This is a genomic window from Lelliottia sp. GFLA7, assembly GCF_056490165.1.
Genome location: NZ_JBWLAQ010000004.1, coordinates 201154 through 224397, shown reverse-complemented (window position 1 = coordinate 224397; position 23244 = coordinate 201154). Strand labels below are relative to the sequence as shown.

The 23244-nt window shown below is 53.8% G+C and carries 23 protein-coding genes and 1 other RNA gene; 17 read left to right on the top strand and 7 right to left on the bottom strand.

Annotated features, from left to right (window positions below):
* Positions 1–66: 66 nt before the first annotated feature.
* Positions 67–726, top strand: a complete 660-nt coding sequence (rpiA, locus tag AC07RN_RS14120; RefSeq protein WP_041689510.1) for a ribose-5-phosphate isomerase RpiA — start codon at positions 67–69, stop codon at positions 724–726.
* A 263-nt stretch (positions 727–989) separates the two neighbouring features.
* The gene (gene serA / locus AC07RN_RS14115; protein ID WP_478336649.1) at positions 990–2222 is read left to right on the top strand and encodes a phosphoglycerate dehydrogenase; all 1233 of its coding nucleotides are present in this window, start codon (positions 990–992) and stop codon (positions 2220–2222) included.
* Between the two features lie 78 nt (positions 2223–2300).
* Here the strand turns inward: serA and AC07RN_RS14110 are convergent, their stop codons facing one another.
* The 3 genes from AC07RN_RS14110 to zapA all read right to left on the bottom strand — a co-directional run bounded on the left by AC07RN_RS14110 (position 2301) and on the right by zapA (position 3479).
* The gene (locus AC07RN_RS14110) at positions 2301–2897 is read right to left on the bottom strand and encodes a 5-formyltetrahydrofolate cyclo-ligase (protein ID WP_449553946.1); all 597 of its coding nucleotides are present in this window, start codon (positions 2895–2897) and stop codon (positions 2301–2303) included.
* 27 nt (positions 2898–2924) lie between these two features.
* A non-coding RNA gene (gene ssrS, locus AC07RN_RS14105) (6S RNA) lies at positions 2925–3108 on the bottom strand.
* A gap of 41 nt (positions 3109–3149) precedes the next feature.
* Positions 3150–3479 (bottom strand): cell division protein ZapA, encoded by a 330-nt coding sequence (gene zapA / locus AC07RN_RS14100; RefSeq protein ID WP_015960320.1) that lies wholly within the window; start codon positions 3477–3479, stop codon positions 3150–3152.
* A 167-nt stretch (positions 3480–3646) separates the two neighbouring features.
* Here zapA and AC07RN_RS14095 point away from each other — a divergent pair, with 167 nt between their 5' ends.
* The 8 genes from AC07RN_RS14095 to AC07RN_RS14060 all read left to right on the top strand — a co-directional run bounded on the left by AC07RN_RS14095 (position 3647) and on the right by AC07RN_RS14060 (position 13756).
* Complete coding sequence (locus tag AC07RN_RS14095; protein ID WP_478336648.1) at positions 3647–4225, top strand: YecA/YgfB family protein; 579 nt, start codon at positions 3647–3649, stop codon at positions 4223–4225.
* A 25-nt stretch (positions 4226–4250) separates the two neighbouring features.
* Positions 4251–5564 carry a Xaa-Pro aminopeptidase gene (gene pepP / locus AC07RN_RS14090; protein WP_478336647.1) on the top strand — a complete coding sequence of 438 codons (1314 nt, stop codon included), beginning with the start codon at positions 4251–4253 and terminating at the stop codon, positions 5562–5564.
* Positions 5561–6739, top strand: a complete 1179-nt coding sequence (gene ubiH / locus AC07RN_RS14085; protein ID WP_478336646.1) for a 2-octaprenyl-6-methoxyphenyl hydroxylase — start codon at positions 5561–5563, stop codon at positions 6737–6739. The genes pepP and ubiH overlap by 4 nt, the downstream gene beginning before the upstream one ends.
* 12 nt (positions 6740–6751) lie before the next feature.
* Positions 6752–7954: an FAD-dependent 2-octaprenylphenol hydroxylase gene (ubiI, locus tag AC07RN_RS14080; protein WP_478336645.1), complete on the top strand. Its 1203-nt coding sequence runs from the start codon at positions 6752–6754 to the stop codon at positions 7952–7954.
* Positions 7955–8380: 426 nt separating this feature from the next.
* Positions 8381–9475 (top strand): glycine cleavage system aminomethyltransferase GcvT, encoded by a 1095-nt coding sequence (gene gcvT / locus AC07RN_RS14075; protein WP_478336644.1) that lies wholly within the window; start codon positions 8381–8383, stop codon positions 9473–9475.
* Positions 9476–9499: 24 nt separating this feature from the next.
* Positions 9500–9889, top strand: a complete 390-nt coding sequence (gene gcvH / locus AC07RN_RS14070; protein WP_478336643.1) for a glycine cleavage system protein GcvH — start codon at positions 9500–9502, stop codon at positions 9887–9889.
* 184 nt (positions 9890–10073) lie between these two features.
* Positions 10074–12947, top strand: a complete 2874-nt coding sequence (gene gcvP, locus AC07RN_RS14065) for an aminomethyl-transferring glycine dehydrogenase (RefSeq protein ID WP_478336642.1) — start codon at positions 10074–10076, stop codon at positions 12945–12947.
* 65 nt (positions 12948–13012) lie between these two features.
* Positions 13013–13756 (top strand): SDR family oxidoreductase, encoded by a 744-nt coding sequence (locus tag AC07RN_RS14060; protein ID WP_478336641.1) that lies wholly within the window; start codon positions 13013–13015, stop codon positions 13754–13756.
* Positions 13757–13790: 34 nt separating this feature from the next.
* Here AC07RN_RS14060 and bglA read toward each other — a convergent pair whose 3' ends face one another.
* Both bglA and AC07RN_RS14050 read right to left on the bottom strand, forming a co-directional pair.
* Complete coding sequence (gene bglA / locus AC07RN_RS14055; RefSeq protein ID WP_015960311.1) at positions 13791–15224, bottom strand: 6-phospho-beta-glucosidase BglA; 1434 nt, start codon at positions 15222–15224, stop codon at positions 13791–13793.
* A gap of 115 nt (positions 15225–15339) precedes the next feature.
* Positions 15340–16071, bottom strand: coding sequence for a MurR/RpiR family transcriptional regulator (locus AC07RN_RS14050; protein ID WP_015960310.1), 732 nt, complete (start codon positions 16069–16071; stop codon positions 15340–15342).
* A gap of 52 nt (positions 16072–16123) precedes the next feature.
* On the opposite strand from AC07RN_RS14050, the gene yqfB reads away from it, so the two are divergent.
* Together yqfB and trhA are read left to right on the top strand one after the other, a co-directional pair.
* Positions 16124–16435, top strand: a complete 312-nt coding sequence (gene yqfB, locus AC07RN_RS14045) for a N(4)-acetylcytidine aminohydrolase (RefSeq protein WP_478336640.1) — start codon at positions 16124–16126, stop codon at positions 16433–16435.
* A gap of 164 nt (positions 16436–16599) precedes the next feature.
* Positions 16600–17259 carry a PAQR family membrane homeostasis protein TrhA gene (gene trhA / locus AC07RN_RS14040; protein ID WP_407439467.1) on the top strand — a complete coding sequence of 220 codons (660 nt, stop codon included), beginning with the start codon at positions 16600–16602 and terminating at the stop codon, positions 17257–17259.
* 42 nt (positions 17260–17301) lie between these two features.
* Here the strand turns inward: trhA and ygfZ are convergent, their stop codons facing one another.
* Positions 17302–18282 (bottom strand): tRNA-modifying protein YgfZ, encoded by a 981-nt coding sequence (ygfZ, locus tag AC07RN_RS14035; RefSeq protein WP_015960307.1) that lies wholly within the window; start codon positions 18280–18282, stop codon positions 17302–17304.
* Positions 18283–18550: 268 nt separating this feature from the next.
* Here ygfZ and sdhE point away from each other — a divergent pair, with 268 nt between their 5' ends.
* The gene (gene sdhE, locus AC07RN_RS14030) at positions 18551–18817 is read left to right on the top strand and encodes an FAD assembly factor SdhE (RefSeq protein ID WP_015960306.1); all 267 of its coding nucleotides are present in this window, start codon (positions 18551–18553) and stop codon (positions 18815–18817) included.
* Entirely contained in the window at positions 18798–19211 is a 414-nt protein-coding gene (locus AC07RN_RS14025) for a protein YgfX (protein ID WP_015960305.1), read from the top strand. The genes sdhE and AC07RN_RS14025 overlap by 20 nt, the downstream gene beginning before the upstream one ends.
* Positions 19212–19215: 4 nt before the next feature.
* On the opposite strand, the gene fldB is transcribed toward AC07RN_RS14025, so the two are convergent.
* Entirely contained in the window at positions 19216–19737 is a 522-nt protein-coding gene (gene fldB / locus AC07RN_RS14020; RefSeq protein ID WP_015960304.1) for a flavodoxin FldB, read from the bottom strand.
* Between the two features lie 100 nt (positions 19738–19837).
* Here fldB and xerD point away from each other — a divergent pair, with 100 nt between their 5' ends.
* Genes xerD through recJ form a run of 3 tightly spaced genes read left to right on the top strand, consistent with a single transcriptional unit; the run spans position 19838 to position 23215 of the window.
* Positions 19838–20734 (top strand): site-specific tyrosine recombinase XerD, encoded by an 897-nt coding sequence (xerD, locus tag AC07RN_RS14015; RefSeq protein WP_133631337.1) that lies wholly within the window; start codon positions 19838–19840, stop codon positions 20732–20734.
* A gap of 28 nt (positions 20735–20762) precedes the next feature.
* Complete coding sequence (gene dsbC, locus AC07RN_RS14010; RefSeq protein WP_015960302.1) at positions 20763–21476, top strand: bifunctional protein-disulfide isomerase/oxidoreductase DsbC; 714 nt, start codon at positions 20763–20765, stop codon at positions 21474–21476.
* A 5-nt stretch (positions 21477–21481) separates the two neighbouring features.
* Complete coding sequence (gene recJ / locus AC07RN_RS14005) at positions 21482–23215, top strand: single-stranded-DNA-specific exonuclease RecJ (protein ID WP_478336639.1); 1734 nt, start codon at positions 21482–21484, stop codon at positions 23213–23215.
* Positions 23216–23244 lie beyond the last annotated feature (29 nt).

The window sequence follows — 23244 nt, the reverse complement described above, 5'->3', positions numbered from 1 at the left end:
CAGGGACATTCAGGGTGTCCGTGTTCTATAATGCGCCCTGAGTTTTCACACCACAGGCAAACGATCATGACGCAGGATGAACTGAAAAAAGCAGTAGGATGGGCCGCACTCCAGTATGTACAACCGGGCACTATTGTCGGTGTGGGTACTGGCTCGACCGCAGCACACTTTATTGATGCGCTTGGCACGATGAAAGGGCAGATCGAGGGTGCAGTTTCCAGCTCTGATGCCTCCACGGAAAAACTGAAAAGTCTGGGCATTACCGTGTTCGATCTGAACGAAGTGGATCGTCTGGGCATTTACGTGGATGGTGCCGACGAAATCAACGGTCACATGCAGATGATTAAAGGCGGTGGCGCGGCACTGACGCGTGAGAAAATCATTGCTTCCGTTGCTGATAAATTCATTTGTATCGCCGATGCCTCCAAGCAGGTCGATATCCTGGGGACTTTTCCTCTGCCGGTCGAAGTCATTCCGATGGCGCGCAGCGCGGTTGCTCGTCAACTGGTGAAGTTGGGGGGGCGCCCGGAATATCGTCAGGGTGTGGTCACTGATAACGGTAACGTGATTCTGGACGTTTACAATCTGGAAATCCTGGACGCCGTGGCGATGGAAAACGCCATCAATGCGATTCCGGGCGTAGTGACTGTAGGGCTATTCGCCAATCGTGGCGCGGATGTGGCGCTGATTGGCACCGCTGACGGCGTGAAAACCATCGTAAAATGATCTGTCGCGGGGAGTCCTCTCCCCGTTAAATATTTTTCAAAAGCCAAATTCGGTGACTTGTATCACGTTTTTTGACCTCTCCTGACGATCCTTCCGCCTTTCAAAATTACCGCAGCATTTTATGCTGTCATTTTGCCCTGGATGACTGTTCTTCAGAGTGCCGACGCAAACGTTCATATTGCTGCAATAGTTTTTTTTGATATGTTGGCGGGAGCGGATTTAAATCCAGCACAACAACAGTTCAGACAAACAGGGTCGGGTAAATGGCAAAGGTATCACTGGAAAAAGACAAGATTAAGTTTCTGCTCGTCGAAGGAGTGCATCAGAAAGCACTCGATAATCTTCGCGCAGCGGGTTACACCAACATCGAATTCCATAAAGGTGCGCTGGATACAGAGCAGCTGAAAGAATCCATCCGTGATGCCCACTTCATTGGCCTGCGATCCCGTACGCATCTGACTGAAGACGTTATTGCGTGTGCTGAAAAGCTGGTGGCCATCGGTTGCTTCTGTATTGGTACCAATCAGGTTGATTTAAATGCCGCAGCGCGACGCGGTGTGCCGGTCTTTAACGCGCCGTTCTCCAACACCCGTTCGGTCGCGGAATTAGTGATCGGCGAGCTGCTGTTGCTCCTGCGCGGTATTCCGGAAGCGAACGCCAAAGCGCATCGCGGTATCTGGAACAAACTGGCGTCAGGCTCTTATGAAGCGCGTGGCAAAAAGCTCGGGATTATTGGTTACGGTCACATCGGTACGCAGCTCGGTATTCTTGCTGAATCCCTGGGTATGAATGTGTTCTTCTACGATATCGAAAACAAACTGCCGCTGGGCAATGCCACTCAGGTTCAACATCTTTCCGACTTGCTGAATATGAGCGATGTGGTGAGTCTGCATGTGCCGGAAAACGCCTCTACCAAGAACATGATGGGAGCAGAAGAGATCGTGCTGATGAAGCCGGGCTCGCTGCTGATTAATGCCGCACGTGGCACGGTAGTGGATATTCCAGCGCTGTGTGACGCACTTAGACGTAAGCACCTGGCGGGCGCGGCAATCGACGTCTTCCCAACGGAGCCGGCAACCAACAGCGATCCGTTTACCACTCCGCTGTTAGAATTCGACAACGTGATCCTGACGCCACACATCGGTGGCTCGACGCAGGAAGCGCAGGAAAATATCGGCCTGGAAGTGGCGGGTAAGCTGAGCAAATATTCCGATAACGGTTCCACGCTCTCTGCGGTGAACTTCCCGGAAGTATCTCTCCCGCTGCACGGCGGTCGTCGTTTGCTGCACATCCACGAGAATCGCCCAGGCGTGCTGACAGCAATTAACCAGATTTTTGCCGAGCAGGGCGTCAACATTGCCGCGCAGTATCTGCAAACCAACGCGCAGATGGGCTACGTGGTTATCGACATTGAAGCGGACGACGATGTTGCTGAGAAAGCGCTGTTGAGCATGAAGGCTATTCCAGGAACGATTCGCGCGCGCCTGCTGTACTAAGCTGCGGCAACCTGATTTCTCTTCGTCGGAAGAGCGCGAGAACAGTAAAAACGGTAACGGGCGTTACCGTTTTTTTTATTACCACTCCCACACTTTTGATGGCGTGACCACTGCGGGCAGCGGGATATCCCATTTCTCTACCGGCAGCATGTCCACACCCTGACAATCATGCGCATATCCGACCGGCTGCAAACCATGCTGCTGCCAGTTCTGCAGCGTACGATCGTAGAATCCACCACCCATTCCAAGGCGTTGACCATACCTGTCGAATGCCACCAGCGGCGTAATCAGCACATCCAGTTCGTTGAGCGGTAAAACATCGCGCACATCAAGTTTGGGTTCAGTGATTTTCAGGCGATTCACAACCAGTTCGCTGTGCGGATGATAATGCAGGAACAATAAATTACCGGGACTGAAGGGATGTAAGACGGGCAGATAGACTTTCTTTCCGGCACGCCACAGTTGTTCGATCAGCGGTTGGGTATCCAGTTCACCATCAAAGGACAAAAACAGCGCCACCGTATGCGCCATCACAACGGGCGAATAGGCCATCATGCGAGCCGAGGCTTGTTGGGCAAAGTGAGCTTGTTGATCGGGGGTTAATGTACGACGTTGTTTGCGGATGAACTGACGGATTTCTTGTCGGGATGCTGGAACTTCAGGAAGTTGCGTCATGGTAGAAGTTTGGTAGTAAGAAGAGTGGGAATCTCCGAGATGCCGCCGCAGGCTGTAACCCTTGAACCCTTGGTTCAAGGTGAATATGTCGTCATAGTCTTAAGGCTTCTCGGACGAACCGAGCATGCTCACCGACCATGGAGCGCCACATTCTTGTGGTATGAAATATCGGCTCAGGGGACTGGCCCGCTTGCGAACATCTCAGAGAAATTTTTTCTTCACAGTCACTCTACCATAGTCAACTGCGAAGTGTTATTCAAACTTTTGTCCCGGTCTTTCGGGAGTGCGACCTTGATCAAGCAACGCTTGTTCGATGGTCTGCTGGAGCATTTTAATGCGCTGCTCCATGCTCGCCGCGTAATCGCGGGTCTTCGCTTTTTCCTGAGTTAATTCATAGCTGATGTTCAACGCGGCGATGAAAACCAACTGCTCAGTATTTGTGACTCTAGTGCGTTCTTTTAAATCTTGCAACCGCTGATTCAAATCGTCCGCAGCCTGACTCAAAGCATCCCTTTGTTCAGGCGGACAATTCACTCGCAGCGAACGGCCAAAAATTTGGAGATCGACGGGTTGTGCAGACATGCCACCTTCCTGCTTATTGACTGCGCGACCTTCGCTCATGGCCCGGGGGGCTGCGAAGGGGCGACACTATAGCTACCATGATATGAAGATACAAGCCCTTTTCTGGTATCTCCAGGGTCCAAAGTGGTAGCATATCATGAATATTCTCCCAACGATGACGAATGCGCATGTCTATACAGAACGAAATGCCTGGTTACAACGAAGTAAGCCAGTTACTTAACCAGCAGGGCGTGGGTTTGACCCCTGCTGAAATGCACGGTCTGATCAGTGGCATGCTGTGCGGCGGAAACAGCGACAGCTCATGGCAGCCGCTGCTTCACGACCTGACAAACGAAGGTCTGGCGTTTGGTCACGAACTGGCGGAAACGCTGCGTAAAATGCACTCGGCCACCAGCGATTCGCTGGAAGACGACGGCTTCCTTTTTCAGCTTTATCTGCCTGATGGCGATGACGTTAGCGTGTTTGATCGCGCCGATGCGTTGGCGGGTTGGGTAAACCACTATCTGTTAGGTCTGGGCGTGACGCAGCCGAAGCTCGATAAAGTCACCGGCGAAGCGGGTGAAGCCATCGACGACCTGCGTAACATTGCCCAGCTTGGCTACGACGAAGACGAAGACCAGGAAGAGCTGGAAATGTCTGTCGAAGAGATTATCGAGTATGTGCGTGTCGCTGCGCTGCTGTGCCACGATACCTTTACGCGCTCGCAGCCAACCGCACCGGAAGTACACAAACCGACATTACATTAAGAATAAGAACGCACAGGAGGGTGTCATGACTCAGCAGGAGTATCTTCGTCGTCGCCAGGCGCTGTTGGCAAAAATGCAGCCTGGAAGCGCGGCGCTGATTTTTGCCGCACCGGAAGCGACGCGCAGCAACGACAGCGAGTATCCGTATCGCCAAAGCAGCGATTTCTGGTACTTCACCGGTTTTAACGAGCCGGAAGCGGTCCTGGTGCTGATCAAAAGCGATGACACCCATAATCACAGCGTTTTGTTCAATCGTGTTCGCGATCTCACCGCCGAAATCTGGTTTGGCCGTCGCTTGGGTCAGGAAGCCGCCCCCGAAAAACTCGGCGTCGAGCGCGCGCTGGCTTTTAGCGAAATCAACGAACAGCTTTATCAATTGCTCAACGGTCTGGATGTGGTTTACCACGCGCAGGGCGAATATGCGTATGCGGACGACATTGTCTTCACCGCGCTGGATAAGCTGCGTAAGGGCTCACGTCAGAACTTAACGGCACCTGCATCGCTCACCGACTGGCGTCCCATCGTTCATGAAATGCGCCTGTTTAAATCGGCAGAAGAGCTACACGTCATGCGCCGCGCGGGCGAAATCAGCGCACTAGCGCATACGCGAGCGATGGAAAAGTGTCGTCCTGGCATGTTCGAATATCAGCTTGAAGGCGAAATTCTTCACGAGTTTTCCCGCCACGGCGCGCGCTTTGCGTCATACAACACGATTGTCGGCGGCGGTGAAAACGGCTGCATTTTGCATTACACCGAAAATGAAAGCGCGTTGCGCGACGGCGATTTAGTGCTGATCGATGCAGGATGTGAATACAAAGGCTACGCCGGTGACATCACCCGCACATTCCCGGTGAATGGCAAATTTACCCCTGCGCAGCGTGCCGTTTACGACATTGTTCTGGAATCGCTCGAAACCGCACTGACGCTGTTCCGCCCCGGTACGTCCATTCAGGAGGTGACGGGCGCAGTCTTGCGCATAATGGTCACGGGCCTGGTCAATCTTGGCGTTCTCAACGGCGACATTGATGAGCTCATTGCGGATAACGCGCATCGCGCATTCTTTATGCACGGCCTGAGCCACTGGCTGGGGCTGGATGTACATGATGTCGGCGGCTACGGGCCTGACCGCTCGCGCACGCTTGAGCCGGGCATGGTGCTCACCGTCGAACCGGGCCTCTACATCGCCCCGGATGCTGACGTGCCTGCCGAGTATCGCGGCATCGGCATCCGTATTGAAGACGACATCGTCATTACCAAAACCGGTAACGAAAATCTGACTGCGCAAGTGGTGAAAAAGGCAGACGATATTGAAGCGCTGATGGCGGCGGCACGCGCATGAGTGTCATCATCGTGGGTGGAGGCATGACTGGCGCGACGCTGGCATTGGCGATTTCTAAGCTCACCGAGGGGCAATTGCCGGTTCATCTTGTCGAAGCCGTTGCCCCGCAAGTTTCCGATCACCCAGGTTTTGACGCCCGAGCGATTGCGCTGGCGCAGGGCACTTGCCAGCAACTCGCTCGCGTGGGTATCTGGCAAGCCATTGCCGATCGTGCAACCGCAATCAACACCGTGCATGTCAGCGATCGCGGCCATGCCGGTTTCGTGACGCTGGATGCGCAGGATTACCGTATTGACGCGTTGGGGCACGTGGTTGAGCTGCATGACGTTGGCCTGCGTTTGTTCCGCTTATTGCAGGATGCGCCTGGCGTCACGCTGCACTGTCCGGCACGGGTGGCGAGTTTTATCCGTAGTCAGGAGAGCGTCAGCGTCACGCTTGATAATGGCGATACGCTCGACGGGCAACTGCTCGTCGCTGCCGATGGTTCTCGTTCCGCGCTGGCCACCCAGTGTGGCGTTGAATGGCATCAGCAGCCTTACGGTCAGGCGGCGGTGATTGCTAACGTTTCTACCGCTGTCGCCCATCAGGGACGCGCATTCGAACGTTTTACCGAGTTTGGCCCGCTGGCGATGCTGCCGATGTCGGACGGACGCAGTTCGTTGGTCTGGTGTCACGCGCTGGACAACATTGACGAGGTGATGACCTGGTCTGACGCCCGTTTTTGCGACGAGCTGCAAAACGCTTTTGGCTGGCGGCTTGGACGTATCACCCATGCGGGACAGCGTGCCGCTTATCCTCTGGCGCTGACCACGGCGTCGCAATCCATTTCCCATCGCCTCGCGTTAGTCGGCAATGCGGCGCAAACGCTGCATCCGATAGCAGGCCAGGGATTTAACCTGGGTCTGCGCGACGTGATGAGCCTGGCAGAGACGCTGGCACTGGCGTGGCGAGATCAAAATGATTACGGCGCATATGCCATACTCAGCCAATATCAGAAACGTCGTCAGACCGACAAAGAGGCCACCATTGGTGTCACCGATGGCCTGGTGCATTTATTCGCAAACCGTTGGGCACCGCTGGTGGCCGGGCGTAATGCGGGGCTGATGGCGATGGAACTATTCATTCCGGCACGTAACGTGCTGGCGCAGCGGACTCTTGGTTGGGTCGCGCGTTAAGGAGTTAACTCAGTGCAGAATGTTGATGTTGCCATTGTTGGCGGCGGAATGGTCGGGCTGGCTTTAGCCTGCGGTTTGCAGGGAAGCGGCCTGCGCGTTGCGGTTCTTGAAAGCACGCCACCGCAGCCCGTCGCCCCAGATGCACCGCCTGAACTTCGCGTATCGGCCATCAATGCCGCCAGCGAAAAGCTGCTGACGCGTCTTGGCGTCTGGTCAGATATCACGGCGTTTCGCGCAAGCTGTTACCACGGTATGGAAGTGTGGGACAAAGACAGCTTTGGTCACATCACGTTTGATGACGAAAGCATGGGCTACAGCCATCTGGGGCACATCGTCGAAAATGCGGTGGTTCATCACGCGCTGTGGCAAAAAGCGCAGCAAAGCTCAGATGTGACGCTGATAGCGCCCGCACAGGTGCAGCAGGTGGCCTGGGGCGAGAACGAAGCTTTCATTACGTTGCAGAGCGGCGAGATGTTAACGGCGCGTCTGGTTGTTGGCGCTGATGGTGCGAACTCCTGGCTGCGAAATAAAGCGGATATTCCACTGACGTTTTGGGATTACCGTCATCACGCGATGGTCGCGACGATCCGTACCACCGAGCCGCACGGTGGCGTGGCACGTCAGATTTTCCACAATGACGGCATTCTGGCATTTCTGCCGCTGAGCGATCCGCATTTGTGTTCCATTGTCTGGTCATTGATCCCGGAAAAAGCCCAGCAGATGCAGGACGCGACGCCGGAAGAATTTAATCAGGCGCTGTGCATGGCGTTTGATAACTGCCTGGGTCTGTGTGCGCTTGAAAGCGAGCGCCAGTTGTTCCCACTGACAGGCCGTTACGCGCGCCAGTTTGCCGCGCACCGTCTGGCGCTGGTGGGCGATGCCGCGCACACCATCCATCCCTTAGCGGGACAGGGTGTTAACCTGGGCTTTATGGATGCCGCCGAGCTTATCGAAGAACTGCGTCGTTTGCATCGTGAAGGGAAAGACATTGGTCAGCACCTTTATCTGCGCCGTTATGAACGCAGCCGCAAGCACAGTGCCGCGATGATGTTGGCCGGTATGCAGGGATTCCGCGAGTTGTTTGCAGGCGATAACCCGGCTAAAAAACTGCTCCGCGATCTGGGTCTGAAAATGGCCGATACCCTTCCAGGTGTAAAACCCCAGTTGCTTCGTCAGGCGATGGGTTTGAACGATCTGCCAGACTGGCTGCGCTAAGTTAGACCCCCATCACACTTTCGTTTCCCGGCTTCTGTGCCGGGAGATTTCTCTCATTTGAAATATTCTAATTTCACCCTCTAATTCGCATTAGATTATCTAATCCCGCGTTTTTTTCATGATGGAAAATCGGCATCTTTTACCACATTAAATATCACCATGAGCTAAATAAAATGGAATTAACATTGCGTTTACTCGGAGGTGATTGCATTTAGCCAGTGAATTATTCTGTTGGGTTTTTGCTGATTTTTAGTCATAAGCTAATGTGATGACCCGTTTTACCTTATGGTTAATCCCTGGTTTCGGTGGTAAGTTCAGGTAAAAGAGAACGTTTGCGTCGGCGTCCAGGCGTGATGCCAACGCCGGGTTTCGTGATGGATTTTTATACGAAACACAAGATAGCCCTGCTTATTCAACGAGGACAAGATGGCTCAACAAACTCCTTTATACGAACAACACACGTTATGCGGTGCACGCATGGTGGATTTCCATGGCTGGATGATGCCGCTGCATTATGGCTCACAAATCGATGAGCACCATGCCGTGCGCACCGATGCCGGTATGTTTGATGTGTCGCACATGACCATTGTCGATCTGCGCGGGAGCCGCACTCGGGAGTTTTTGCGTTATCTTCTGGCAAACGACGTCGCTAAGCTCAAGACTCCAGGCAAGGCGTTATACTCCGGCATGCTTAATGCCTCCGGCTGCGTCATTGATGACCTGATTGTTTATTACTTCACTGAAGATTTCTTCCGCCTCGTTGTTAACTCCGCCACCCGCGAAAAAGACCTCTCCTGGATTTCCCAACACGCTGAAAAGTACGCCGTCGAGATTACCGTTCGTGACGATCTGTCGCTGATCGCCGTTCAGGGTCCTAACGCGCAGGCGAAAGCCGCCACGTTATTCACCGATGAACAGCGCCACGCGACGGTAGGCATGAAGCCGTTCTTCGGCGTGCAGGCGGGTGATTTGTTTATCGCCACCACAGGTTACACCGGTGAAGCGGGTTACGAAATTGCAATGCCGAACGAGAAAGCCGCCAAATTCTGGCATGCACTGGTGGAAGCCGGTGTCAAACCTGCGGGTCTGGGCGCACGCGATACGCTGCGTCTGGAAGCAGGAATGAATTTGTACAGCCAGGAAATGGACGAGACCGTCTCTCCGCTGGCCGCCAACATGGGCTGGACCATCGCGTGGGAACCCGCCGATCGTGAATTTATTGGCCGCGAAGCGCTTGAGATTCAGCGCGAGAAAGGCACCGAGCAACTGGTCGGTCTGGTGATGACCGAAAAAGGCGTGCTGCGTAACGAGCTGCCTGTGAGATTCACCGATGAACTGGGCAATCAGCGTGAAGGCATGATCACCAGCGGTACTTTCTCGCCGACGTTGGGCTACAGCATTGCGCTGGCGCGCGTTCCGGCCGGCATTGGCGAAACCGCCATTGTGCAGATCCGCAATCGTGAAATGCCCGTTAACGTGACTAAACCGATTTTTGTTCGCGCCGGTAAGCCGGTCGCCTAATCATTTTTTATCAGGAGAATTCCAATGAGCAATGTGCCAGCAGAACTGAAATACAGTAAAGAACACGAATGGCTGCGCAAAGAAGCCGACGGAACCTACACCGTGGGGATCACCGAGCACGCGCAAGAGCTGCTCGGCGACATGGTGTTTGTCGACCTGCCAGACGTCGGCACGACCGTCAGTGCGGGCGACGACTGTGCGGTTGCGGAATCTGTTAAAGCCGCATCTGACATCTACGCACCCGTGAGCGGCGAAATCGTTGCCGTCAACGATGCGCTGAGCGACTCCCCGGAGCTGGTGAACAGCGACTCGTACACCGACGGCTGGATTTTCAAAATCCGAGCGGCTGACGAAGCGGAAGTGGAAGCGCTGCTGGATGCGACGGCTTATGCCGCTCTGCTAGAAAACGAGTAAATACGCGTCATCCTTGACGTTGCAGGTGCGCAGGCGTCCTCACTCACCTCAGTCACTTACTTATGTAAGCTCCTGAGGATTCGCAGCGTCGCCGCCTTCCTGCAACGCGAATGCTTTAGCGTATCAAGGCAAGACAATCACGATTTCTACATCGATTCACCGCACGTTTCAGGAACCATCGCTCATGACACAGACTTTAAGCCAGCTTGAAAACCGTGGCGCCTTCATTGAACGTCACATTGGGCCGGATGCTCAGCAACAGCAGGAGATGCTGAAGACAGTTGGCGCGGATTCGTTAAACGCACTGATTGGCCAGATCGTGCCGAAAGACATTCAACTCGCCACGCCGCCGCAAGTGGGCGAGGCGACAACGGAATTTGCTGCGCTGGCGGAACTGAAGGCCATTGCCGGTCTCAACAAGCGCTTTAAGTCTTACATTGGCATGGGTTACACCCCTGTGCAGTTGCCGCCAGTTATTCTGCGTAACATGCTGGAAAACCCGGGCTGGTACACCGCCTATACGCCGTATCAGCCGGAAGTCTCTCAGGGGCGTCTGGAAGCGCTGCTGAACTTCCAGCAGGTCACGCTGGATCTGACCGGACTGGACATCGCCTCGGCCTCTTTGCTGGATGAAGCGACTGCCGCAGCTGAAGCGATGGCGATGGCAAAACGCGTCAGCAAGCTCAAGAATGCTAATCGCTTCTTCGTTGCGGCTGACGTTCATCCGCAAACGCTGGACGTTGTGCGTACGCGTGCCGAAACCTTCGGTTTTGACGTGATTGTCGATGATGCTGATAAAGTGCTGGATCATCAGGATGTCTTTGGCGTGCTGTTGCAGCAAGTCGGCACCACCGGTGAAGTGCATGACTACAGTGCGCTGATTTCCGAGCTGAAATCGCGAAAAATTGTTGTCAGCGTGGCGGCCGATTTTATGGCGCTGGTGCTGTTAACGGCGCCAGGTAAACAGGGTGCGGATATTGTTTTCGGTTCCGCACAGCGCTTTGGCGTGCCGATGGGCTACGGTGGCCCGCACGCGGCATTCTTCGCCGGAAAAGACGAATTCAAACGCTCGATGCCTGGACGCATTATCGGCGTGTCGAAAGATGCTGCCGGAAATACCGCGCTACGCATGGCGATGCAGACTCGCGAACAACATATTCGTCGCGAAAAAGCCAACTCCAATATCTGTACCTCTCAGGTGCTGCTGGCCAATATCGCCAGCCTGTATGCGGTATTCCACGGTCCAGTGGGCCTGAAGCGCATCGCGACCCGCATTCATCGCTTTGCGGATATTCTGGCTACCGGCCTACAGCAAAAAGGTCTGAAGCTGCGCCATGCCCATTACTTTGACACGCTGTGTGTTGAAGTCGCGGATAAAGCCGGTGTGCTGGCGCGCGCCGAAGCCGCAGAGATCAACCTGCGTAGCGATATTCTCAACGCCGTCGGCATCACGCTGGATGAGACCACGACCCGCGAGGACGTGCAAAATCTGTTTAACGTCCTGTTGGGCGATGCGCACGGACTTGACGTCGATGCCCTGGATAAAGAAGTGGCGCACGACAGCCGCTCTATTCAGGAAAGCATGCTGCGCGATGACGCGATTCTGTCTCACCCGGTGTTCAATCGCTATCACAGCGAAACCGAGATGATGCGCTATATGCACTCTCTGGAGCGCAAAGATCTGGCGCTGAATCAGGCGATGATTCCGCTGGGTTCCTGCACCATGAAGCTGAACGCCGCCGCAGAAATGATCCCGATTACCTGGCCTGAATTCTCTGAGCTGCACCCGTTCTGCCCGGCAGACCAGGCGGAAGGGTACCATCAGATGATCAATCAGCTCTCCGACTGGCTGGTGAAGCTGACCGGCTATGACGCACTGTGCATGCAGCCGAACTCCGGCGCGCAGGGTGAGTACGCAGGCCTGCTGGCGATCCGTCATTACCACGAAAGTCGCAACGAAGGTCATCGTGATATCTGCCTGATCCCAAGCTCTGCGCACGGCACTAACCCTGCATCCGCGCAGATGGCGGGAATGGAAGTGGTTGTCGTCGCGTGCGATAAAAACGGCAATATCGACCTGACCGATCTGCGTGCCAAAGCAGAACACGCGGGCGAAAAACTGTCCTGCATTATGGTTACGTATCCGTCCACCCACGGTGTGTACGAAGAAACCATCCGTGAAGTGTGCGAGATTGTGCATCAGTTCGGCGGCCAGGTGTATCTCGATGGCGCAAACATGAACGCGCAGGTGGGCATTACCTCTCCGGGCTTTATCGGCGCGGACGTTTCGCACCTGAATCTGCATAAAACTTTCTGTATTCCGCACGGCGGCGGCGGCCCAGGTATGGGGCCGATTGGCGTGAAAGCGCACCTGGCACCGTTTGTTCCAGGCCACAGCGTGGTGCAAATCGAAGGCATGTTGACCCGTCAGGGAGCGGTATCCGCGGCGCCGTTTGGCAGCGCATCCATTCTGCCAATCAGCTGGATGTATATCCGCATGATGGGCGCGGAAGGGCTGAAGCAGGCAAGCCAGGTGGCGATTCTGAACGCCAACTATATTGCCACTCGTCTGAAAGATGCCTATCCGGTGCTCTATACCGGTCGTGATGGCCGCGTGGCGCATGAATGCATTCTGGATATTCGTCCGTTGAAAGACGACACCGGGATCAGCGAACTGGATATCGCCAAGCGCCTGATTGACTACGGATTCCACGCACCAACCATGTCATTCCCGGTAGCGGGCACGCTGATGGTTGAGCCGACCGAGTCAGAAAGCAAAGTGGAACTGGATCGCTTTATCGAAGCGATGCTGGCGATTCGCCACGAAATTACCCGCGTGAAGCAGGGCGAATGGACGCTGGAAGATAACCCGTTAGTCAATGCGCCGCATACTCAAAACGAGCTGGTAGCGGAGTGGTATCACGGTTATACCCGCGAAGTGGCTGTCTTCCCTGCGGGCATGGCGAACAAATACTGGCCGACGGTGAAACGTCTTGATGACGTTTATGGCGACCGCAATTTGTTCTGCTCCTGCGTGCCAATGAGCGAATATCAGTAATACTTAACGTGACTGCTTAAGCCGGGCGAGTGATGCCCGGCTTTTTTATTTTGGAGGGGCGTCTATTGGCTATTGCTCTTGTCACCGGCGCAAGCCGCGGAATTGGTAAAGCGACCGCGCTGCAACTGGCGCGCGAAGGCTACACTGTGGCGGTGAATTATCATCACAACATCAAAGCCGCGACGGATGTGGTCAATCAAATCATCGAGTACGGCGGCAAAGCCTTTGCGCTACGTGCTGATATCAGCGACGAAACACAGGTGATGGCGATGTTCGAAAGCCTGGACCGTGAAGGCGAACCGCTGGCTGCACTGGTCAACAACGCTGGCATTTTGTTTGAACAAAGCACGATTGAAAACCTGACCGCCGAGCGTATCAATCGCGTATTCGCCACCAACGTGACGGGCTATTTTCTCTGCTCTCGCGAAGCGGTGAAACGCATGTCTCATCAATACGGCGGCAAAGGCGGGGCGATAGTGAATGTGTCGTCTGCGGCGTCACGTCTTGGGGCTCCGGGCGAATATGTCGATTATGCCGCATCGAAAGGTGCGGTGGATTCGTTGACCACCGGGCTATCGCTGGAGGTAGCGGCGCAGGGCATTCGCGTGAACTGCGTGCGTCCTGGGCTGATTTACACCGACATTCATGCTTCCGGCGGTGAACCAGGGCGCGTGGATCGGGTGAAATCTCTGTTACCGATGCAGCGCGGCGGCCAGCCCGAAGAGGTGGCACAGGCGATTGTCTGGCTACTGAGCGAAAAGGCGTCTTACGTGACGGGAAGTTTTCTGGAATTGGCAGGCGGGAAATAATTTCCCTCTCCCCATCGGGGAGAGGGAATGAAAATCAGAGGGTTTCGCCGTTGCTGGCGATCACCGCTTTGTACCACTCGAAACTTTTTTTACGGGAACGCGACATGTCGCCAGTCCCGTCGTCGTGTTTGTTCACGTAGATAAAGCCGTAACGCTTGCTGTACTGACCTGTGGTGAATGACACGCAGTCGATGCAGCCCCATGGCGTATAGCCCATCAGGTCTACCCCGTCATAGGTAACCGCTTTGATCATCTCTTCGACGTGAGCGCGCAGGTAATCGATGCGGTAGTCATCGTTGATGCTGCCGTCGTCTTCCACTTTATCGTAAGCGCCAAAACCATTTTCCACGATAAACAGCGGTTTCTGATAACGCTCGTAAAGCTCACACAGCGCATAACGTAATCCGACCGGATCAATCTGCCAGCCCCAGTCGGACGCTTTCACGTGCGGGTTCGGCACGCTACCTTCGAAGCCGGAAATCGCATCGCCTGTCCCGCCTTCCGCCTTGACCGCATTGGTCATGTAGTAGCTGAAACCTAAGTAAGCGCAGGTGCCTTCACGCAGGATCTGCTCGTCGCCGGCTTCCATTTTGATTGAGAAACCACGGCGCTCCCATTCGTTCAGCACATAGGACGGGTAGTAGCCGCGCAGCTGGACGTCGGTAAAGACATAGCGTTCACGCATAGATTCCTGAGCAAACATCACGTCTTCGGGTTTGCAGGAGAACGGATAGAGCGCCACCATCGCCAGCATACAGCCGACCTGCATCTCTGGATTAATACGACGCGCGGCTTTAACCGCCAGAGCGCTGGCCACAAACTGATGGTGCAGCACCTGGTACATGGTCTCTTCCGGGTTTTCATGCTCGGTGTACACCACGCCAGAACAGCAATAACCGAACAGCGGCGCACGCCAGTTGCGCTGGTTATTGATTTCGTTAAAGGTCATCCAGTATTTGACCTTAGTTTTGTAGCGCTCGAAGACCACTTCGGCAAAACGCACGAAGAAATCCACCACTTTACGGTTGGTCCAGCCACCGTACTCTTGCACCAGATGCAGCGGCATTTCGAAGTGGGAGAGGGTGATGACCGGTTCAATGTTGTACTTCAACAGTTCGTCGAACATGTCGTCGTAAAACTTCAGCCCTTCTTCATTCGGCTGGGTTTCGTCGCCTTTCGGAAAGATACGCGTCCAGGCGATTGAGGTGCGGAAGCATTTGAAGCCCATCTCTGCAAACAGTTTGATGTCTTCTTTGTAATGGCCGTGGAAGTCGATGGCTTCGTGGTTCGGGTAATATTTTCCCTCGATCACTTCCTGCGTGATTTCGCGCGGAACGCCGTGCGCGCCGCCGGTCAGCACATCGCAAATGCTGGGGCCTTTGCCGCCTTTGTTCCAGCCGCCTTCAACCTGGTGAGCAGCGACCGCGCCGCCCCATAAAAAGTCTTTTGGTAAAGTGAGTTTTTTCATATTAGCGAGTCTCGAATTGTTGCTGTTGTATTCGAGTCTAGCAAAGCGGAATTAAATGTCACGATATAACAAATGGCGGTTTATGTGATTTGTTACATCAAAAAAACAGCCTGTTTTATTCCGCCAGTTTCTTCGCCAGTTTCCGGCCTAATGATTCAAGAATATAAATAACCGGGATTTGAGTGGTTATATCGTAGACGCCGCCAATACGGGTTTGCGGCACATGCCATGAGAGATTAAAGTCGGCAAGTTTTGCCAGACGAGAGTGCTCATGGCTGGTGATGGACAGCACTTTACAGTTGTGCAGGCTGAACTGGCTGGCGAAGCGCAGGATCTCTTCGGTTTCACCAGAAACAGAAAGCACAATCGCCAGCGCATTTTTCGCCATATCGTTGGTAACCGGGAAATAGGGATCGTCGATATGATTGCTGAATTTACCAATATTCGAAAAGAACCGCGCGCCATATTTTGCCAGCGAGCCAGAGGTCCCTGCGCCAACAAATATAATACGTTCTGACGATAATATAATATCGACCGCTTGCGCTAATAAAGAATCAAATTCTTCATTATTGACGCTGCGGAAGAAACTGATAATTTCACTGGCACCGAAATTAGCCTGCTGGGGTTCATTATTCTCTAAATATAATTTAAAGCGCAGACGGAATTCAGAATAGCCTTCACAGTTGAGCTTACGGCAAAAACGCAGCACTGTGGTTGTGGAGACTCCCGCCGCGTCCGCCAGTTCGCGGATGGTCATGTACGTGACCTTGTCGCGGTTTTTGATAGCATAGTTGTAAACCATCATCTCAAGATTGTTGAGACTGGCAATGGCAGAATGGGAGAACATGCTCACGATGGCTAAACTCACTCATCAGACTTTATCTTCAGGGAATAATACCATGCAGCCAAACGACATCACTTTTTTTCAGCGCTTTCAGGAAGACATTCTGGCCGGGCGAAAAACCATCACCATCCGCGACGACTCAGAATCTCACTTTACCGCAGGCGATATTCTGCGCGTTGGGCGCTATGAGGATGAGGGCTACTTTTGCACGATTGAGGTCATCCGCACATCGACGGTGACGCTAGATGCGTTAACTGAAAAACATGCGCAGCAGGAAAACATGTCACTGGAAACGCTTAAAGAGGTTATCGCCGAGATTTACCCTCACCAGTTCCAGTTTTATGTGATTGAATTCAAATGCCTTTAACAAAAAAGAACAACTGTTAGTTGAGTTTTAACGTCAATGTAATGATTTTAATGGATTATTCCGGAAGTGGTGTTTATTTTAGCTAACAGGTGTTCACTGGAATCATTCTCAGTTAGCATAGTTTTGCGATACATTTTTGTCCTCTTGTTTTCCTGGAGTTTCCTATAGTGAGCAAACCAATCGTTGCACAGGGATATTCACTGGCTGAGGAAATAGCCAACAGTATTAGCCATGGTATTGGCCTCGTTTTTGGTATTGTCGGTTTGGTTCTTCTGTTGGTGCAGGCGGTTGATACAAACGCCAATGCGCTGGCGATCACCAGCTACAGCCTGTATGGCGGGAGTATGATTCTGCTCTTTCTCGCCTCAACGCTGTATCACGCCATTCCGCACCAGCGGGCCAAAATCTGGCTTAAGAAATTTGATCACTGCGCTATCTATCTCCTGATTGCCGGAACCTATACGCCATTTTTGCTGGTGGGGTTAAATTCGCCTTTATCACGCGGCCTGATGATCGTCATCTGGGGTCTGGCGCTGCTCGGTATCTTGTTTAAGCTTACGATTGCGCACCGGTTTAAAGTGCTTTCGCTGGTGACGTATCTGACGATGGGTTGGTTGTCGCTGATCGTGGTATATCAACTGGCGACAAAGCTGGACGCGGGTGGTGTGACGTTGCTGGCGTTGGGAGGGATTATCTATTCACTCGGCGTGATTTTTTACGTCTGTAAACGTATTCCGTATAACCACGCTATCTGGCATGGCTTTGTGTTGGGCGGGAGCGTGTGCCATTTCCTGGCGATTTATTTGTACGTTGCGCAGGTGTAGCGTTTTGAACGCCCGGCAATGAATGCACTGCCGGGCAAAGCATTACTCTTCTAATGAATACGGCAGCGGCTGGATGCTTAATGTATTGGCATCGTCACGCACGCGGAACACGCTGTCAGCTTCCATATCATTATTCATGACAACCTGAACTAACACGCGTCCGTCATCAAGCTGAACAGCGGCAAGCACAGTACCTGTGCGACGCCAGTTTTCACCCATTTTCAGCTCGAGATCTTCACCGGCTTCCGGCACACGGCTGGCGTTTCCTGCCAGATACCAAAGCGCGCGTTTGTTCGCCCCGCGGAATTTTGCCCGGGCTACCATCTCCTGACCGGTATAACAGCCTTTTTTAAAGCTGATGCCGCCGAGCGCCTGAATATTGGTTGCCTGCGGAATAAATTGCGCACTGTTTACCGCATCAATGATTGGCAGACCCGCTTCAATATTCAGCGCTAACCACTGCTGGCTGTTGTTGAATTGCGCTTCACCACGCAGCGCCTCGGTCACGCGATCCGCCGTCGCCACATCCGTGACCAGCAGGAAGCGCTCATCCGGGTGTTCAAACCACAGAAGCGAGGTAACGCCATCATTGATCAATGGTTTATCGGCATCCGGCAGCTCGCTGAAGAGATTTTTCAGCGCCGCGCGCGCCTGAAAACCGGCAACGCCTAGCAGCACATTTTCGTCGTCTGCAACGATCGTCACTTTGGAGAAAACCGCGTACTTTTTCAGTTCAGTCAGCTGCGCATCTCGCAGGCTACGGCGTTCGATACAGGCAAAACCGTCCTGACGACGGAACAGACGTAGATTGCTCCACATCTTCCCTTTGGGATCGCAATGCGCCACCAGCAGATGCTGATGCTCGCCTAACTGGGCAACGTCGGCAGTGACCTGACCCTGAAGATACTTTTCACTGTCAGCGCCAGAAATCGTCGCCAGAGCCCAGTCATCAAGAGAAATAAGCGTCAGCGGCAGACGCGCAGAGGCGACAGGCTGGCGAGGAGGAAATGGGTTAAAAGCCATAGTGATATCCTGAATTGCTTAACGCTTTGTTAATGCCTAATGGTAAAAGAGACAGCAGTCATTGCAAGCGCTTTCAGCAGCCCAATTGTGCCTTATTAGCGTTCTGCGTTGCGTCACTCAAAACAGAGTAATCCGCTCTCTTTATAGGGGATTTTTTCTGGAAGCGTGCTTCCAGTCAGTGATTTTCCTGTAATGGAACGGCAAAAAACACGTTACACTAGAAATCGTCCCTCTTAGAGGTAGAAGAAACGTTTAGCAGGAAATCAACATGGACATTAGCAATAAGGCTCGTATTCACTGGGCGTGCCGTCGCGGCATGCGCGAACTTGATATTTCCGTCATGCCATTCTTCGAGTATGAGTACGACAGCTTAAGCGATGACGATAAGCGTCTATTTATTCGCCTTCTTGAAAGTGACGATCCTGATTTATTCAACTGGCTGATGAATCACGGCAAACCCGCCGACACCGAGTTGCAACGGATGGTGCAATTAATTCAAACACGGAATCGGGAACGTGGTCCTGTGGCAATCTGATCTGCGCGTTTCGTGGCGCTCACAGTGGATGTCTTTGTTACTCCACGGAATGGTTGCGGCCTTTGTTTTGCTGATGCCGTGGCCACTTAGCTACACCCCGTTATGGATGCTGTTACTCTCGCTGGTCGTTTTCGATAGCGTGCGCAGCCAGCGACGTATCAATTCCTGTCAGGGCGAAATTAAGCTGCTGATGGACTCGCGTCTACGCTGGCAAGGTAAAGAGTGGGAAATCGTCGGTACGCCCTGGATGCTGAGTTTTGGCATGATGTTTCGCTTGCGTAACGCGCAAGGCGGACGAAGCCAGCATTTATGGCTTTCGGCGGACAGTATGGATGCTGACGAGTGGCGAGATTTGCGTCGGATGGTTTTACAGCAACCGACGCCCGGTCGATAGCCGATTAACTAAATTTTTCCGCCATTTCACCCAGAATTTGTTCACACCAGTTTTGCAGGCGTTCGTCACTGAGATCGTACTGGTTGGTTTCGTCCAGCGCCAGACCCACAAACAGCTGGCCATCAGCAATCACCGGTTTTGGACTGGTGAACTCGTAGCCCTCTGTTGGCCAGTAGCCGATAAAATGGACGCCTTTTGGGGCAAGTTTATCGTGCAGCATACCGAGCGCATCAAGGAACCACTCGCCATATCCTAACTGATCGCCCATGCCGTACAGCGCAACGATTTTGCCTTCCAGATTGAGTGAATCGAGCTGCTCCCAAATGGCTTCCCAGTCTTCCTGTATCTCACCAAAATCCCAGGTCGGAATACCCAAAATCAGCACATCGTACTGTTCCATTTCGGTGGGCGCATCGTCTTTAAGATTGTGGAGAGTCACCAGTTCAGGGCCGATAATGTCGCGAATTTTCTCCGCTGCCATCTCGGTATAGCAGGTGCTGGAACCATAAAACAGACCAATATTCATCGCGTAAACTTCTCAATACTTGCTTTGACTTTGCGCGTAGTGTACCAGAAAGCGGTACCATTACGTCATAATGGCCGAGGGCTGAATCACAGGAGCAGACGTGGAAAAGGATCTCGCACTCATCGAACAATTTCTCGATGCGCTCTGGCTAGAGAAGAATCTGGCGGAGAACACGCTGAGCGCCTATCGTCGCGATTTAACGATGCTGGCGGAATGGCTCGCGCACCGTGGCTTGTCCCTGGAACAGGCGCAACGTGACGATCTCCAGGCGCTACTGGCCGAACGAATGGACGGCGGCTACAAAGCCACCAGTTCAGCGCGCCTGCTGAGCGCAATGCGACGCCTGTTTCAGCATCTGTATCGCGAGAAGATTCGTGCAGACGATCCGAGTGCGCTACTGGCGTCCCCCAAGCTGCCGCAGCGTTTACCTAAAGATCTCAGCGAAGCACAAGTGGACAGATTATTACAGTCGCCGACGGTTGACGTGCCGCTGGAGTTACGCGATAAAGCCATGCTTGAAGTGCTTTACGCCACGGGTTTACGCGTCTCGGAACTGGTGGGTTTGACGATGAGCGATATCAGCCTGCGTCAGGGCGTGGTCCGCGTGATAGGTAAAGGAAACAAAGAACGTCTGGTCCCGCTTGGCGAAGAGGCGGTGTACTGGGTGGAGACTTATCTGGAGCATGGGCGACCATGGCTTCTGAACGGTGTTTCTATTGATGTTCTGTTTCCCAGTCAGCGCGCGCAACAAATGACACGACAAACCTTCTGGCATCGCATAAAACATTACGCCACACTGGCGGGTATCGACAGTGAAAAACTTTCGCCGCACGTTCTGCGCCATGCCTTCGCAACTCACTTGCTCAACCATGGCGCTGATTTGCGCGTCGTACAGATGTTGCTGGGACACAGCGACCTGTCAACCACGCAAATCTATACCCACGTTGCAACAGAACGGTTGCGGCAGCTACACCAACAGCACCACCCGCGAGCGTGAGTGCCGACACATAGTTATAGGACCGAAAATGAAAAAATCTTTAGCGCTGTTCTCTCTGCTGGCTGCATCCTGGGCGGGCTTTGCTCATGCTGACGATGCGGCAATCAAACAGTCACTGGCCAAACTCGGCGTGACCAGCAGTGATATCCAGCCTGCACCCGTAGCCGGAATGAAAACGGTACTGACGAACAGCGGTGTGCTCTACGTTACCGAAGACGGCAAGCATTTCGTTCAAGGTCCAATGTATGACGTCAGCGGTGCGCAGCCAGTCAACATCACCAATCAGTTGCTGATGAAAAACCTGAATGCGCTCGAAAAAGAGATGATTGTCTACAAAGCAGCGCAGGAAAAACACGTCATTACCGTTTTCACTGATATCACCTGTGGCTATTGCCACAAGCTGCATGAAGAGATGAAAGACTACAACGCGCTGGGGATCACCGTGCGTTATCTGGCATTCCCGCGTGCGGGTCTTCAGAGCCAGCCAGAGCAGGACATGAAAGCTATCTGGTGTGCCAAAGATCCGAAACAAGCGTTTGATGATGCGATGAACGGCAAAGGCGTGAAACCGGCGTCCTGCGACATCGACATTGCGAACCATTACGCGCTGGGTGTGCAGTTTGGCGTGACCGGAACGCCTGCCATCGTGCTGAGCAACGGTTACGTCGTGCCGGGTTACCAGGGGCCGAAAGAGATGAAAGAGTTTCTCGACGCGCACCAGAAACAGACTGGCGGTAAATAATTCGCGTGAAAGCAAAGACCCAACTGCGCCGCCGTGAGGTGGATGAGAGCGTTAATTTACCTGCCGAGCTTTCGCCGCTTCTGCGTCGACTTTATGCGGGACGCGGCGTGCGCAATGCCGACGAACTTGAGCGAAGCGTCAAAGGGATGCTGCCGTGGCAGCAACTCAGCGGTGTAGAAACAGCGACCGAGCTGCTTTACAACGCGCTACGTGAAGGGATGCGCATTGTCGTTGTCGGTGACTTTGACGCCGATGGCGCAACCAGCACCGCGTTAACGGTGCTCAGCCTGCGCGCACTCGGCTGCGATAATGTCACCTATCTGGTGCCGAATCGCTTTGAAGATGGCTACGGCCTGAGTCCGGAAGTGGTCGATCAGGCGAAAGCGCGTGGCGCACAGATGATCTTAACCGTCGATAATGGGATCTCGTCACACGCCGGGGTCGATCGGGCGCACCAACTCGGTATCCCGGTTATCGTCACCGATCACCATTTGCCGGGTGACACCTTGCCTGCCGCAGACGCGATCATTAACCCCAATCTGCGCGACTGCGACTTCCCGTCGAAATCGCTCGCGGGTGTAGGGGTGGCGTTCTATCTGATGCTGGCGCTGCGCGCGTTACTGCGTGATAAAGGCTGGTTTGAGGCGCGCGGTATCGCGGTGCCCAATCTTGCGGAATATCTCGATCTGGTGGCGCTAGGAACGGTCGCGGACGTTGTCCCGCTGGACACCAATAACCGCATTCTGACCTGGCAGGGTTTGAGCCGGATTCGCGCGGGGAAATGTCGGCCTGGCATCAAAGCGCTGCTGGAAATTTCCAACCGCGATGCGCAAAAGCTGGCCGCAAGCGACTTAGGTTTTGCGCTGGGTCCACGACTTAACGCGGCAGGGCGGCTGGATGATATGTCTGTTGGCGTGGCGTTGCTGCTGTGCGACAACATCGGCGAAGCGCGCGTGCTGGCGAACGAGCTTGATGCGCTGAATGAGACACGCAAAGAAATTGAGCAGGGGATGCAGGCAGAGGCGCTGACGCTGTGTGAAAAACTTGAGCGTAGTAGCGAAACGCTGCCCGGCGGGCTGGCGATGTACCATCCGGAATGGCATCAGGGCGTCGTGGGCATTTTGGCCTCGCGCATCAAAGAGCGTTTTCACCGTCCGGTGATCGCGTTTGCGCCAGCGGGTGACGGCACGCTGAAAGGCTCGGGTCGTTCTATTCAGGGGCTGCATATGCGCGACGCGCTGGAGCGTCTGGATACGCTGCATCCTGGGCTGATGATTAAATTCGGCGGTCACGCCATGGCTGCGGGTTTATCGCTGGAAGAGACGAAATTTGATGAGTTTCAACGGCTCTTTAGCGAGCTGGTGACTGACTGGCTGGATCCCGCGTTGCTGCAGGGGGAAGTGGTTTCTGATGGTGCGTTGACGCCTGCTGAAATGACCATGGAAATCGCGCAACTGCTGCGTGAATCGGGCCCCTGGGGACAAATGTTCCCGGAACCGCTGTTTGATGGGCGTTTTCGTCTACTGCAACAGCGCCTGGTGGGTGAGCGTCATCTAAAAGTGATGGTTGAACCGATTGGCGGCGGCCCGCTGCTGGATGGGATTGCCTTCAACGTTGATACCTCGGTTTGGCCTGATAACGGCGTGCGCGAAGTCAAACTGGCCTACAAACTGGATATCAATGAGTTTCGCGGAAATCGCAGTTTGCAAATCATCATCGATCATCTCTGGCCGATGTAAGCTGACCAATTTAGCGTCACTATTCTCTA